We start from the raw sequence: 14270 nt of genomic DNA, 5'->3' as shown, positions 1-14270 counted from the left end.
CGACCATGATGATTAAAAGAACCTGTACCTAAGTTAGGACAAATAAGTCCTCTAGCCGTCAACATAGCCCCATCGGTTCCACCACGAATTGGCGTACTAACAGGAGTAACATCACATTGACGCAAAGCATATTTTGCCTTATTCACACTACGCATATCTCCATGCATATATTGACGCATATTTTCATATTGATCACGAATCGTTACATGAACACGATTACCATACTTTTCATTCATCTTATCCGCAATTGCTTCCATCTTCTGTTTTTGCGCAATAAAACTCTGTTTACTATGATTACGCAAAATATAAGTTAATTTTGCCTCTTCACAAATTCCTTCCATCCCCACTAAATGATAGAAACCTTGACGACCTTGTGTATGTGAAGGTGTTTGTTTCTTTGGAAGACTTGAAGCATATTCCATAGCTAATAAACTCGCATTGACCATACGATCTTTTGCATCCCCAGGATGAATACTCGTTCCATCAAATGTAACAACAGCCTGTGCTGCATTAAATGTTTCATAATCAACAGAATCAATACGATCTCCATCAATTGTAAACGCATAATCCACGGCAAACTTATCTAATTCAAAGTTTTCAACACCACGACCAACTTCTTCATCTGGTGTAAAGGCAACCGCAATAAATCCATGTTCCTTTTCAGATTGAATCAACTGTTCCATAGCCTCTAAAATAATCGCAATTCCTGCTTTATCATCAGCACCAAGTAAAGTCGTCCCATCTGTAACTATCAAATCATCACCAATACAGTTTGCCAAAGCTGGAAATTCTTCTTTACACATTGAATACTCTTCATCTAATTGAATTGTATTTCCATCATACTTTGAAATCACACGACACTTCACATTCGCACCCGTAATTTCACTAGCCGTATCCATATGCGCAATAAAGCCAATACGATCCATCTTTTTATCTGTATTCGCATTTAAGTAAGCATATACGATTCCTGTATCCGTTAATTCAACAGAATCAAAACCTAATGATTCACATTCTTTTTTTAATTCACGAGCTAACACCAACTGTTTTTCAGTACTCGGTGCACTTGTACTTTCTTCACTTGACTGTGTGTCAAATGATGCATAATACATTAATCTCTTTTCTACTGCCATATTCAATCCCCCTTTTATGCCAATTCTTGTGCTAAACGAGGCACAATCTGTTTTTTACGAGAAACAAATCCTTGATCTTTAAATTCTTCCACAACATCACGAACAAAATAAGATAATTTTCCTACATATAAGAAGCGTGATCCACGACCTTCTACATTTGTGATAACCATCAACATTAAGTCATATTCATGAACTTTATTTTGTTCCTCCATATACTTCAAGAAATCCTCTTTGATTTCATCCACAATACTCAAATCAAAAGTGAAAACTTGACTTACCGCAATGTGATATCCACTCAACATATATTCTTTAACATCGTTATAAAGAATGTTTTTGAATTCTTTTCCACGAATCGTAGCCGTATTTTCAAATAATTCTTTAGCCATCGCATCAAAATCAATATCATATTCACTTGATAAACGTTTAGCTAAAGTATGATCAATCGAAGTACATGTTGGTGAATTGAAATTCATTGTATCACTAATCATTCCATACGCAATTAATTTTGCGATAGTTTCAGGCATTTTTACACCATATTCACTATACATTAATCCAACAATCGTGCATGAACTTCCCACAATCATATTTCTAAATACAATTGGACGATCTGTTTCAATATCTCCAATTCTATGATGATCAACAATCTCTACAATGTCTGCCGTTTCGATATCACTGATACTCTGTTTCTTTTCATTATGATCCACAAGAATAAAACGTTTCTTTTCCGCCTTCAATAAGTTATAGCGAGCTACTGAACCCAAAATTTTATTTTGGAAAACAACCGGATAAGAAGAGTGACGCGTTTTTAACATTTCACGCTCTACATCTTCCACATACTCACTCTTATTAAAGCGAATCACTTTATTGGCAGGAGTCATAATCAATTCAACAGGAATGGAACGATAAATCATTTGAATAATCTTCATAATATTATAAGGTGTACTAATTAAAGTAACTCCCATCTGTTTTGCCATTTCAATAATATAACTATTTGGAACAAAGTTTTCCGCAACCACAATAACCGCACAGCCCTTTGCCATACTCTTGATCATGCTATCTTCATGATCATTCAAGACCATAATAGCCCCTTTTAAATCTCTTTCCATCAAGCGTTTGTCCGCAATACGAACAAATCCACTTCTTTCAAGATTTCCCTTTAAAATAAAAGACCCCTTTACACTGGCCACTAAATTTTCTAAAGGCGTTTCTTTCAACAATTCACTTGTAATATTTAAATCCTGCATTTGAACCTTGGAAACATCTCCCAAAGTAACCATACCTTTATATTCATTTTTATCATCTACAACATATAAAGTCTTAACATGATTTTCTAAGCATAGATCCCATGCACGACGAATTGTTTGCCCCTCTTCAATTGTCACCGCCTCATCGATTTCAATTTCCTCTAATGTTGACCTTGCTGTTGTTAATAAGACAGGCATGCTCACATTTAATTTATCTAATATAAATTTAGTTTCTGGATTCAATGTGCCCAAACGAGCAGCTGTTGCATTAATTCCTGTCTGTCTTTTTAATTCAGCAAGAGCCAAAGCTGCACATATCGAATCTGTATCTGGATTTTTGTGTCCAATCACATAAATTGGTAAGCTCATTAAAATCTCCTCTCAATAATCTTAATTTTGTACTCAATATTATACCATGAAAAAAAAGAAGATTCATTATCGAATCTTCTTACTTAACAGCATCTTTCAAAGCTTTGCTAGCTTTAAATTTAACAGACTTGCTTGCAGCAATTTCAATCTTTTCTTTAGTAGCTGGATTGATACCTGTACGAGCCGCTCTTTCACTAATTGAGAATTTACCAAATCCGAATACATCTACAGTACCATTATCTTTTAAAGTATCAGCTACTGTATCGAATACGAATTGAACATAAGCTGTTGCGTCTTTTTTTGAACAACCAAATTCTTCAGCCAACTTTTCAGCTAAATCTTTTTTATTAATAACATTAGACATTTATATGTTCCTCCTCTAAATTATTACCATGCTATTTTATCATTTCTCTTACTAGAGTGCAACGTCTTTCATCATCGTTTCAACGACATATTTAGGTAAGCCTACCACATTGGTATAATCCCCCTCAATATGATCTACAAAATCGCATTCCTGAATCCCATAAGAGCCTGCTTTATCCATACATTTTCCACTATTTACATAGGATAAAATGTCTTCATCCACCAACTTCTTAAAATAAACATCTGTTGTTTCGACATGTAAAAATGTCTGATTTTTATAAATTATACAAACCCCTGTTTTCACTTGATGCTTACGATTCGATAAAGATTTCAACGTATGTATCGCATCCTTCTTTGATTTAGGTTTTCCCAATATTTTATCATCCAAACATACAATCGTATCTGCCGATATAATAATCGAATCTGAATAGAATTCACTTACTTCTTTTGCTTTGGATTCAGCTACCTTTTTTAAAGCTTCATCCAAACCTAAACTTAAATCAAATACTTCATCCTTTTTGGCTGGACAAACAATAAAATCGTAGTCCAAATCTTTTAATATCTCTTTTCTTCTAGGAGACTTTGATGCAAGTACAATCATCTTTCAAAACCTATTGGTGCCTTTTTCACCATATAATATATTGCTAAAACACTAGCTAAAGCCATGAAACAAATCACTTTGACTACACAAGCAAGTACTAGCTTATAAAAAAATGTTTCTGGAAGCATACAAATCATAAAATCCGTATTGGGGTCTAATAACCATAATTGATTCGAAAAAAAGATTGTATGAAACCAAGTCCAAAAGCTTGTAAAATCTGTCAAGATCCAGAATCCAAAAAACACAAGCATCAATATGAATGTAAACATGGCCATCAAAAAGCCCTTACTTAAATACGCAAACATCAATGTTTTATCATTTAAGTAAAAATATAAAACTACCAATCCTAAAATAATAAATGCCATTTTAGCTACCTTTAGAGCATTTTGATACAAAACTTTCACATCCACCATATGACTCGTTTCTTTTTCATTAAACGTTTCTTGAGATACACCATGCCACGTAATGTGTCCCTTTATATCATCACGCTTATCATCCAAATAATCCAGTAACAAACGTATACTTTGATTTAAATCTTTCTTAGAAACACCAATATCACTAGCCAGTTCCATCTCTTCATACTTAGGAATATAAAAATCCGGGTTTAATGCTGTACTCTTGATACTAAAAACAACACATATAATAATAAAGCACCAGCCAAACAAAAAACTTAAAACACGTCTCATTATTCTACAGCTACCAAATCAGCCTTTTCTACCATAGGCATAGCTTCAATCAAACTCACCAAAGATTGTATACTAATTTCTAAGTCGCTAATATCTAGAGTTAATGCCACATTGGCAATTCCATTAATTGGAATTGTTTGGTTAATCGCCAACACATTAACTTGTTTTACCGAAACTAAAGATAAGACTTTAGAAAGTGTTCCCTTTTCATTTCGCAAAATCATGGAAATGATTGCCTTACGATTGGATTGTTCGGCATTAAATGAAAAAACTGCATCTTTATATTTATAATAAGTACCACGAGAAATACCTACCATTTTAACAGCTTCACTAATTCTTTTTGCCTTGCCCGACTGCAATAAAATACGCGCCTGCATGACTTGTTCTAATACATCCGGTAAAATATCACCACTCACGACATAATATTTACTCATACTTTATAAACGCCCCCTTTTTAGCTATTGTTAAACAGCGATGATCCAATCCATTCAAATTTTCATCTAAAAACTTAGATAATTCAATCAAACGATTTTTTTCTAAAGAAACAACCATCATTGTTGAACCACTACCTGAAATCCACATTGGAAGTTGTTTTTGTTCACAATACGTCTTTATCCTATCATATTCTTTAATAAATTGCCTACGATATGGTTCGTGTAATAGATCCTTACAAGAACTTGCAAGTAAAGACTCATCCCCCTGTTGCAAAGCCTGAATAAAGACTAGTGCATGAGATACTTGGCTCACACAATCTTTAAATGCCATTTTAGTCGGCAAAACTTTTCTTGCCTGAGAAGTTTTAACTTCATAACGAGGAACAATAGCTAGACAATGGTAATCTGCACACGGAACAAGACTCATTTTCACATTTTCTTTTTCCATAAAACAAGCTGTTGCCTGACCAAAAATAGCAGGTGCCACATTATCAGGATGTCCCTCAATACTTGTGGCAATCTTTAAAATTTCCAACTGATCCATATTCTTTTTAAACCAAGCATCACAAGCTAAGATACCAGCAACAACACAAGTTGAACTTGACCCCAACCCTCTAGCAAATGGAATATCTGTATCAATTGTGAGTTTAAAAGTAGGATAATCCAAGCGCAAATAATCACATGCCGTATAAAAAGCTTGTACAACTAAATTGTTACTACCCTTAAATTCTTCTGGACATCCTTCCACAATTAATTCATCACTTTCCTCAAAAGTAAAATGTGCCCACCAATCCACAGCCATTCCTAAACAGTCAAATCCCACGCAACAATTCGCACTTGTTGCCGGGACATGTACACTAATCATGGAATACCTCTTTAGTACTTTGACATACGACATCTTTCATTGACGCTACATCAATCACTTTATTATGTAAAATATCTAAATCTTGAAGTTCTTTTAACTGAGAAGGAATTGCATCTTGACAATACTTTGATAATGTTTCCATAGCTTTCCATTCATTTTCTTCATCATATCCTAATGCCTTTAAAACATCTTGACTAAATTTATATGGAGAAGCCGTTGCCAAAGAAACAATAGGACGATCTTTACATTCTTTTGCGGTTTTATATGCGATTGCAGAATGAGGATCTAAGACATAGCAAGTCTTATCATATACCGACTTAATTTCTAAGCTTGTATTTTCATCATCAACACTACCACACGCAAATAAGTTTTGAATGGTTTTAAAAGTTTCATCATCAATCTGATAACGACCCTTTTCATTTAATTCCTCCATCCATTTTGATACTTTTTGCGTATCTTTATTTGAAGCATAATATAACAATCTTTCTAAATTTGAACTAATCAAAATATCCATACTTGGCGAAATAGTCTGGATAAAATCACGATTTCGATCATAAATACCTGTCGTTAAAAAATCCGTTAATACACAATTGGCATTACTAGCTACATAAAATTTCTCTACTGGAAGTCCCATTAAATACGCATAATATCCAGCTAAAACATCTCCAAAATTTCCTGTTGGAACACTGAAAGATACTTTATCCCCCAATTGAATATCACCTTGTAGAACCAATTGTTTATAACTATCAAAATAATAAACAATTTGAGGAACTAAACGCCCCACATTAATGGAATTTGCGCTTGTCAACAAAATGTTTTGTTTCGCACAATATTCATTCAATTCTTCATCTAAGAACAAACGTTTTACTTGGCTTTGCGCATCATCAAAATTCCCTTGAATTCCAAATACATTCACATTTTTACCTTTTTGCGTAACCATCTGACGATATTGAATCGCACTTACCTTTTTATATGGATAGAAAACATTGATTCCAATATTCTCTACATCACAAAACCCAGATAATGCAGCCTTACCTGTATCTCCACTTGTGGCAGTTAAAATCAAAGCTTTTTGGCTTGTGCTTTTTAATGCACAGGACATCAATTGAGGTAAAAGGGTTAGGGCAACATCTTTAAAAGCACATGTAGGACCATGGAAAAGTTCTAAAACATAAACATCATCTACTTTTTTAATGGGTGTAATTTCTTGTTTAGAGAATGAATTCGCATATGCATTTTCAACACATGCCTCTAATTCTTCCTTTGTATAGTCTGTAAGAAGATGTGAAAGAATATAAACTGCATTTTCTTTATATGACATTGTACATATTAAAGATAGATCCAAATGAATTTGGTCTAAAGTTGGAAGTACATATAAGCCTCCATCTGGACTCATTCCATTTAGTATAGCTTGCTTGCTTGAAACGCTTTGGTGTGCGTCTCTTGTAGAAATATAATCGTTCATGAGAATCCTCCTTGAAAATCTATATGTCATATGATACAATGTTCACACTTTAAAAACAAGTGTTTTCTAAAAAGATACAGGAGGAACGATATGAACGCAGTTATCTTAGGTTATGGAGTTGTCGGAAAAGGGATTGAAATCCTTACAAATTCACTAGAAGATATCAATATCAAATACGTATATGTACGTAAAGAAAAAGAAAATCTTCCATATTTTTCAAACAATGAAGATATGGTAGTTCAAGATGATATTGATATTGTTTTTGAATGTTTAAATGGATTAGAACCAGCCAACACACTGATTCAAAAAGCTTTAAAAAAAGGCAAACATGTCATCAGTTCAAACAAAGCGGTTGTTGCGACATACTTAGATACATATTTAGAACTTGAAAAAGAATATGGTGGATCCATTCAAGTAGAAGCTTGTGTTGCCGGTGGTATTCCCTTTATTGATGCCTTATTGAAACTAAAAAGACTTGAACCACTACAAGGTTATGAAGGTATTTTTAATGGTACGAGCAACTATATCTTAGATTCTATGCAAAAAAACAATTTAGATTTTGAAGATGTTTTAAAACAAGCTCAAGAAAAAGGTTATGCAGAAAAAGATCCATCCAATGATATTGATGGCGTTGATGTATACTATAAGACAAAGATTTCAAACAGTTTAGCCTTCAACACACCAATCGTTGACATTCCTTATTATGCAGGAATTCGTACAATCAAAATGCTAGATATCAAATTCATCAAAATGAACAACAAAGTATTACGCCATCTATCCATTTCAAGACAAATTGGAGATAAGATTATTTCCATTATCGCTCCATGCTGCATGGATGAAAATGATTTTTTAGCCAACGTTCCAAGCAACTACAACGCTCAAAAAATTCTTTCACATAGTTTTGATACATTAGGCTATTATGGACAGGGAGCTGGACAATTACCAACAGCTCAAGCCATGGTACAAAACGCTCTAGATACACTTGAAGATAAAGAAAGAAAAATTGTTTACGCAAAACCAAAAGAATTCGATACTTCTCTATTAAAAGAAACTTGGTTGATTCGAAGTGATATCGCTTTAGAAAATTATTATCTAATCCAAAAGAAGGAGGCAAATTATTACTGGATTGAAAATCAAGATATGTCAATTATTAAAAAAGTAAAGGAATTAGATAAAAATAGCTTTATCGCATTATGGAGGTAGCTCACATGTTAAAAATCACTAAATTTGGTGGTTCTAGCGTCGCGAACGCAGAGCAATTTAAAAAAATCAAAAACATCATTCAACAAGATCCAACACGCCGATACATCGTTGTATCGGCTCCTGGAAAGCGATTTTCAGCCGACAACAAAATCACCGACCTATTATACTTATTAGATGCACACAGAAAATACCACGTGGATGCATCAAGTGTATTTAAACTCATCAAAAATCGTTTCATCGAAATCAAAAATGAATTAGGCCTTAAGCAACCTATTGAAAAAGAATTAGATGCTTTTTATACCAACCTAAATCAAATGTCGCAAGCTGTTATTGTAAGTCGCGGAGAATATTTCTGTGCTAAATTAATGGCTGAATATCTAGGCTATGCTTTTGTGGATGCCAAAGATATTATTCGTTTTAAATTAGATAAATCCATCGACTGGGATGCAACGAGCGCTAAACTACAAGCCAAGTATGCCCAATATGACCACTTTGTTTTCCCAGGCTTCTATGGAACAAGTGCAAATGGACACATTCAAGTCTTCCCACGCGGTGGTGGCGATATTACAGGTGCTATTTTAGCGAAATGTCTTCATGCCGACGTATATGAAAACTGGACCGATGTATCTGGATTTCTAATGGCGGATCCTACAATCGTTCAAAATCCAAAAGGAATTACACATATCACTTATTCAGAATTAAGAGAACTTTCTTACATGGGAGCAAGCGTTTTACATGAAGAAGCTATTTTCCCTGTAAAAGAAGCTAATATTCCAATCCACATTTTAAATACCAATCGCCCTCAAGATGCTGGAACCATCATCCAGGAGCATTCTAAAATAAAGAGCGGCTATCCAATTACGGGTATTGCTGGTAAAAAAGATTTCATGTCGATCTACATCTATAAAAAACACATGTCCAATGAAGTTGGCTTCATTCGTAAAGCTCTATCTATTTTAGAAAAATACCATATTAGTATTGAACATATTCCAAGTGGAATCGACTCATTTAACATTGTCGTAGAAAAGAAAGAAATTGAAGAAAGTCTATATGAAATTTTAGCTCATTTTAAAGAAGAATTAAAACCAGATAAATTAACCGTTCAAGATGACTTAGCTTTAATTTCCACTGTAGGTAAAAACATGTCCGATAAGCCAGGTACAAGTGGAAAACTATTTGGTGCTTTAGGTAAAAATAACATTAACATCGTCATGATTGCCCAAGGTAGTGATGAAATCAATATTACAGTCGGAGTTAAGAAAAAAGACTTCACAAAAACAGTTCAAGTTATATATGATACTTTTGTAGGAGGAAATGAAGAATGACAACAATCGCAATTGCCGGTGCTACAGGCGCTGTAGGACAACAAATGTTAGAATGTTTAAAAGAAAGAAACATTCAAGCGAATCTAAAATTATTAGCCAGTGCAAGATCAAAAGGAAAAGAAATCGATGGCCACATCGTTGAAGAACTTACGCAAGAAAGCTTTCAAGGTGTTGATTACGTTTTAGGTGCAACTGGTAATAACATAACAAAAATGTGGATGCCATGGGCCAAAGAAGCAGGATGTATCGTTGTCGATAATTCAAGTGCTTATCGATTAGATGAAGATGTTCCTTTAGTGATTCCTGAAGTGAATAAAGAAGACATTAAAAATCATCATGGCTTGATTGCAAATCCAAATTGTGCCACTATCATTGCCCTTGTAGCCTTACATGCTTTACATAAAAAATATCACATCAAACGAATGATTGTGACTACATTTCAAGCTGTTTCAGGAGCTGGTGTACAAGGAATTGAAGATTTAAAAAATCAAATTGAAGATGAAAACATTCCATCAAAAGCCTTCCCTTATCAAATCGCATTCAATCTTATTCCTCAAATTGGAGATTTTGATGATTTAGGTATTTCTAAAGAAGAATGGAAGATGCAAAATGAAGCAAGAAAAATGTGGCATGATGATGCATTAAAAGTAAACTGTACTTGTGTTCGTGTTCCAATTTGGCGTTCTCATTCTGAAAGTATCACAATCGAGTGTGAAAATGAAGTCGATGTCAATGAAGCTAGAGAATTATTAACGCATGCCAAGGGCGTATTACTAAAGGATGATCCAAAGAATCAAATCTATCCAATGCCAAAGGATACGACAAATCAAGACTTAGTTTATGTTGGAAGAATTCGTAAAGATATCACAGATGAAACAAATCATACATTATCTCTATTCTGCTGTGGCGACCAAATTCGTAAAGGTGCAGCAACTAATGCAGTTCAAATTCTAGATGAACTATTAAAGGCAAACGATTAATTTCGCTTGCCTCTTTTTTTTTCGACTTTCCCTTGTGGGTAAGTATGCAATTGTGAAAAGTTAGTTCTCGTCAAACTTCTGAATATCTCCGTAATCTTTAAGCACACTATTTTCAAAAGCCTGTTGGAAATTATCATTATCTAAGAATAACACATTTCCGCTTGAAGTCAATGGCAACATACAGCTATCCGCTTTAAGGGTTTCTGCTGGATTGTCTATTAAAACAATCAGCGGTTTTTTTGCCTCTATTGGATCTGCGGCTCCAAGTGTTACATTTACAGGAAACGCAAACAAACTGCCATCTTCATATTCATACAGTCCTATTCCTTCCGGCAATACGCTTCCATCGTTTGTTAATATAGGCATCTGAGTTTCTAAAAATATTTGCATATCTTTTGACAGATTACTATACTCTATGGGCTTTAATTTTTCCAAGTCGCCAAAGCGTTCAATCCATTGAGGATTTGTAAACACTAAATGGTCATAATTTCCCAATTCAGCAGAAAGCTCAATAGCACTGTCCATTACATAAGATAAAAGCAAATTCTCCTCTTGTTCAGACAATAAATTTTTTCCGGCAGTTGTCAATTCTTCATCTTCGCATACTGTATCTATATCTGCATATGATATAAAACTAATTCCTGTCATATCGTATTCAGCAAGTTTATTTGTATTTCCACACCCAGCCAAACTAAACATGAGCGCCAATACAAATATGACTATAAGTTTATGTTTCATAGATACCTCCATTTTATACTTGGCTTAACTAGCAATTTGGTGACTTTGCTATAATTTTGCGTTTTATCACTTATGCGAATAACCATTCGTTCTTCAAATCCTTTAAACGAGTGATCTTATAGATATTTTTCAATCTAAGTAGTACGTACTGTAGCTTTTCTGTATTATCCATTCCTTGGGTTTCTCTTTGCATGACAAAAAGAGCGTTGTACCGATTTATATATTTTGATGCTACCCCTTTATATTTTTGCAGTCTTTCTTCAATCAATTTGTGGAAACTGTTCACTGTATTTAAATGATTGAATTTATCATATGACTCATGACTGATTAACACTTTCTTAGTACAGTTCTTATTTTCTAAAAGTTCGTTGTAACTGTTAGAACCATCTAGCATTACAAAAGATTTTGATTCAAGACATTCACCAAATCTTAATAGATCTATTGAGGATGGCTTACCATAATTTAATGTTCTGGCAATTGTATGAGCAAATCTCTGTATTGCAGTGATGATACAAACCAGTTGATTCGATAATCCTCTTTTTGTAGCAGGTGTTCCACGATGTTTAGGTTAGACTCCATGAATCTTAGTTCCTTTAAGATTGTATGGAGTATACTTTTCATTCATTTCAACCTCATTTGGGATGTTCTTCAGTTTTTAGACTAATTAATAGTTTATGACGCATATTAAAAACATTGCGTTCATTTACATTGATTTTAGCAGCTGTTTCTTTAAGAGATACACCATTCAATGTATCCAGGATAAGTTCATTCCATTTAGATTGATCATGGTGAGAATAAAAAGTAAGCTGACCACGGTCCACAACAAAACGTTTTTTGCATTCTTTACAACGAAACATCTGTTTACCAGAGTTGGCAAAACCGCTCTTAATTAAACGAGACAGTATTCAAAATGATACGAATTCATTTTATTGTTTGTATCTAAATAATCAGTGATTTCACAATCAATCTTTTCGATTTGAAAAGATTGTAAAACAACAATTGTATCTTAGTTTAAATATTTTGAAGTTCTTGTCATAAGTGTAGTCTCTCTTTCGTTTACACCTATACAATAATTCTTAAATAGACACCATTAATGTCGAATATATCAACATGTCACCAATGCATCTGTTAAGCCTTTTAATTTATCTCAATATCACCACTTGTCGTATTTAAAGTTAAAGTCGCACTATTTGTTCCTAAAACACGAGTTACAGAACCAGTTAATTCTTCTTCACCGATTTCAATATCTCCAGACACACTAGATGCCGTAACGGATACATTATGAATATTTTCTACACTAAGATCTCCAGAAGTGGTTTCCAATACATTATCCCCAGTCAATTGACCATCAAATTCAATATCTCCACTTGTTGTGACAAAGGTACTATTATTTAGATTTGAATTCTCAATTGAAATATCCCCAGATACACTGGTTACTCTCGAATCATTGACTGTTAAATTTTGAATTTCAACATCTCCCGCAACAAGATTACCATTCACACTTAAAGAATCATTTGTCGTATAAATAATCACTTCATTATCATCATGACTTACAAAATGTTTATCTGAAACGATTTCTTTTACAGTTAAAACACCATTCTGAACAGAATATTCTAGCTTTTGTTTCTTTGCATCTTGCAAACGATAAGAAATCGCATTCTCACTCGATTTTTCAACTTTAACATCCATACTAATCAAATCTAAATTCACAGATGTAAAATTCTCTATCCCCTCATGATTCAATGGTTCTTTCGCAATAGATATTTCTTCAGATACTTTGTCAATGTCAATATTCGTATTCGTAATTAAATGAATCGCAAGAAAGCTACCTCCTGCAATACAAACAAGAACAAGAATAATTACTATAATGAATCCTTTTTTCATCAAATCACCTCTTTCACTACTAGTTTATCACCACTACTTTGTTTTGTATAGTAGTATACTCAAAAAAGAATCACCTTTTGATTCTCTTCTTTTCAACATTCGGCATAATAAAATGCTCATACATATACATCCACAACACTTCACTACCCTCATGAGTCTTTTCATTTCTTTTTAAGATTTGTTCTAAATGCACACCATTTTCAACCCACATTCTTCCATCCGTTGCTGCATTCAGCATAACTGGCTGAAAATTGTCCAACACCCTAGCAAACTTAGCTTCAGCCGTTTTTCTTTCTTCAAATTCATTCCATAAATCAAACATTTTTTTTGCCTGATCTTCTGGCAATAAATTAAAAATACGATTTGCAGCTTTTGCCTCTCTTGTACTTTGTGTTTTCAAACCCTGACTATCATAGGCATATGTATCACCCGCATCAATTTCTACAAGGTCATGGATCAACAACATTGAAATTGTCTTTAATACATCAATTTCTTCATTCGCATATTCATTCAAAAGTAATGTCATAATAGCCATATGCCAAGCGTGTTGCGCATCATCTTCAAAATCTTTTCCATTACTCTGTAAAGTTTTTCTTTTGATTTGTTTCTCTTTGTCGATTTCTAAGATGAACTCCATCTGTTTTTCAATTCGTTCCATACTATCACCAAAACCATTGTAACACACAAAAAGGCCCGGATTCACTCAGGCCTAATCTATTACGTCAAATGCGAAATCATCAGTGAACTTGAGGAAGGAGCAAAATTGATTTCTATTGACGCAAACCTTCTTAAAACTTCCTTTCGAAGCCAATGAAATTATATCACCATTTGTAACGATTTACAATATCGTTGTAATATTTTTACATTTCTATGAAAGCATAAACATATAAAATATTACACAAGATATCACACTTGCTAAAACAACCCTTAACTTTGCAGAATTTGTATAACTAAAAATAAAAGAAGCATTAGTAGCAAATTAA

15 protein-coding genes and 1 pseudogene are annotated in these 14270 nt (G+C 33.7%); 3 read left to right on the top strand and 13 right to left on the bottom strand.

From position 1 onward, the window contains the following. From pepT to thrC, 8 genes are all read right to left on the bottom strand, one after another. A partial coding sequence (gene pepT / locus EUBIFOR_RS00105) for a peptidase T (RefSeq protein WP_003863838.1) occupies window positions 1-1130 on the bottom strand: 1130 nt, incomplete at its 3' end. A gap of 14 nt (window positions 1131-1144) precedes the next feature. Beyond that, window positions 1145-2743: a putative manganese-dependent inorganic diphosphatase gene (locus EUBIFOR_RS00100; protein ID WP_003863837.1), complete on the bottom strand. Its 1599-nt coding sequence runs from the start codon at window positions 2741-2743 to the stop codon at window positions 1145-1147. Between the two features lie 79 nt (window positions 2744-2822). After that, window positions 2823-3107, bottom strand: a complete 285-nt coding sequence (locus EUBIFOR_RS00095) for an HU family DNA-binding protein (protein WP_003863836.1) — start codon at window positions 3105-3107, stop codon at window positions 2823-2825. A 51-nt stretch (window positions 3108-3158) separates the two neighbouring features. Next, window positions 3159-3707 carry a Maf family protein gene (locus EUBIFOR_RS00090; protein WP_003863835.1) on the bottom strand — a complete coding sequence of 183 codons (549 nt, stop codon included), beginning with the start codon at window positions 3705-3707 and terminating at the stop codon, window positions 3159-3161. After that, window positions 3704-4393 carry a TIGR01906 family membrane protein gene (locus EUBIFOR_RS00085; RefSeq protein WP_003863834.1) on the bottom strand — a complete coding sequence of 230 codons (690 nt, stop codon included), beginning with the start codon at window positions 4391-4393 and terminating at the stop codon, window positions 3704-3706. Before EUBIFOR_RS00085 ends, EUBIFOR_RS00090 begins: the two co-directional genes overlap by 4 nt. Continuing rightward, entirely contained in the window at window positions 4393-4827 is a 435-nt protein-coding gene (locus tag EUBIFOR_RS00080) for an ACT domain-containing protein (protein ID WP_003863833.1), read from the bottom strand. Before EUBIFOR_RS00080 ends, EUBIFOR_RS00085 begins: the two co-directional genes overlap by 1 nt. Continuing rightward, entirely contained in the window at window positions 4820-5692 is an 873-nt protein-coding gene (gene thrB / locus EUBIFOR_RS00075) for a homoserine kinase (RefSeq protein WP_003863832.1), read from the bottom strand. Before thrB ends, EUBIFOR_RS00080 begins: the two co-directional genes overlap by 8 nt. Continuing rightward, complete coding sequence (gene thrC / locus EUBIFOR_RS00070; protein WP_003863831.1) at window positions 5685-7157, bottom strand: threonine synthase; 1473 nt, start codon at window positions 7155-7157, stop codon at window positions 5685-5687. Before thrC ends, thrB begins: the two co-directional genes overlap by 8 nt. Before the next feature lie 90 nt (window positions 7158-7247). Here thrC and EUBIFOR_RS00065 point away from each other — a divergent pair, with 90 nt between their 5' ends. Genes EUBIFOR_RS00065 through EUBIFOR_RS00055 form a run of 3 tightly spaced genes read left to right on the top strand, consistent with a single transcriptional unit; the run spans window position 7248 to window position 10665 of the window. After that, on the top strand, window positions 7248-8360 hold the full coding sequence (locus EUBIFOR_RS00065) for a homoserine dehydrogenase (protein WP_003863830.1): 1113 nt from the start codon (window positions 7248-7250) through the stop codon (window positions 8358-8360). A gap of 5 nt (window positions 8361-8365) precedes the next feature. Continuing rightward, on the top strand, window positions 8366-9685 hold the full coding sequence (locus EUBIFOR_RS00060; RefSeq protein ID WP_040465961.1) for an aspartate kinase: 1320 nt from the start codon (window positions 8366-8368) through the stop codon (window positions 9683-9685). After that, the gene (locus tag EUBIFOR_RS00055) at window positions 9682-10665 is read left to right on the top strand and encodes an aspartate-semialdehyde dehydrogenase (protein ID WP_003863828.1); all 984 of its coding nucleotides are present in this window, start codon (window positions 9682-9684) and stop codon (window positions 10663-10665) included. The genes EUBIFOR_RS00060 and EUBIFOR_RS00055 overlap by 4 nt, the downstream gene beginning before the upstream one ends. Before the next feature lie 60 nt (window positions 10666-10725). Here EUBIFOR_RS00055 and EUBIFOR_RS00050 read toward each other — a convergent pair whose 3' ends face one another. From EUBIFOR_RS00050 to EUBIFOR_RS00030, 5 genes and pseudogenes are all read right to left on the bottom strand, one after another. Continuing rightward, on the bottom strand, window positions 10726-11403 hold the full coding sequence (locus tag EUBIFOR_RS00050; protein ID WP_040465960.1) for a DUF6619 domain-containing protein: 678 nt from the start codon (window positions 11401-11403) through the stop codon (window positions 10726-10728). A gap of 70 nt (window positions 11404-11473) precedes the next feature. After that, window positions 11474-11932 (bottom strand): annotated as a pseudogene (locus EUBIFOR_RS13515) (hypothetical protein); the annotation flags it as partial. Between the two features lie 103 nt (window positions 11933-12035). Beyond that, window positions 12036-12293: a transposase gene (locus tag EUBIFOR_RS00040; RefSeq protein ID WP_425268495.1), complete on the bottom strand. Its 258-nt coding sequence runs from the start codon at window positions 12291-12293 to the stop codon at window positions 12036-12038. Window positions 12294-12540: 247 nt separating this feature from the next. Beyond that, a complete protein-coding gene (locus EUBIFOR_RS00035) occupies window positions 12541-13287 on the bottom strand; it encodes a DUF4097 family beta strand repeat-containing protein (RefSeq protein WP_003863824.1) in 747 nt (248 codons plus the stop codon). 70 nt (window positions 13288-13357) lie between these two features. Beyond that, window positions 13358-13945 carry an HD domain-containing protein gene (locus tag EUBIFOR_RS00030; protein ID WP_040465959.1) on the bottom strand — a complete coding sequence of 196 codons (588 nt, stop codon included), beginning with the start codon at window positions 13943-13945 and terminating at the stop codon, window positions 13358-13360. Between the last annotated feature and the right edge of the window lie 325 nt (window positions 13946-14270).

Origin of the sequence: Holdemanella biformis DSM 3989 (assembly GCF_000156655.1) — a bacterium.
Lineage (GTDB): Bacteria > Bacillota_I > Bacilli_A > Erysipelotrichales > Erysipelotrichaceae > Holdemanella > Holdemanella biformis.
The sequence above is the reverse complement of the archived record's forward strand: the minus strand, read 5'-3'. Positions and strand labels throughout refer to the sequence as shown.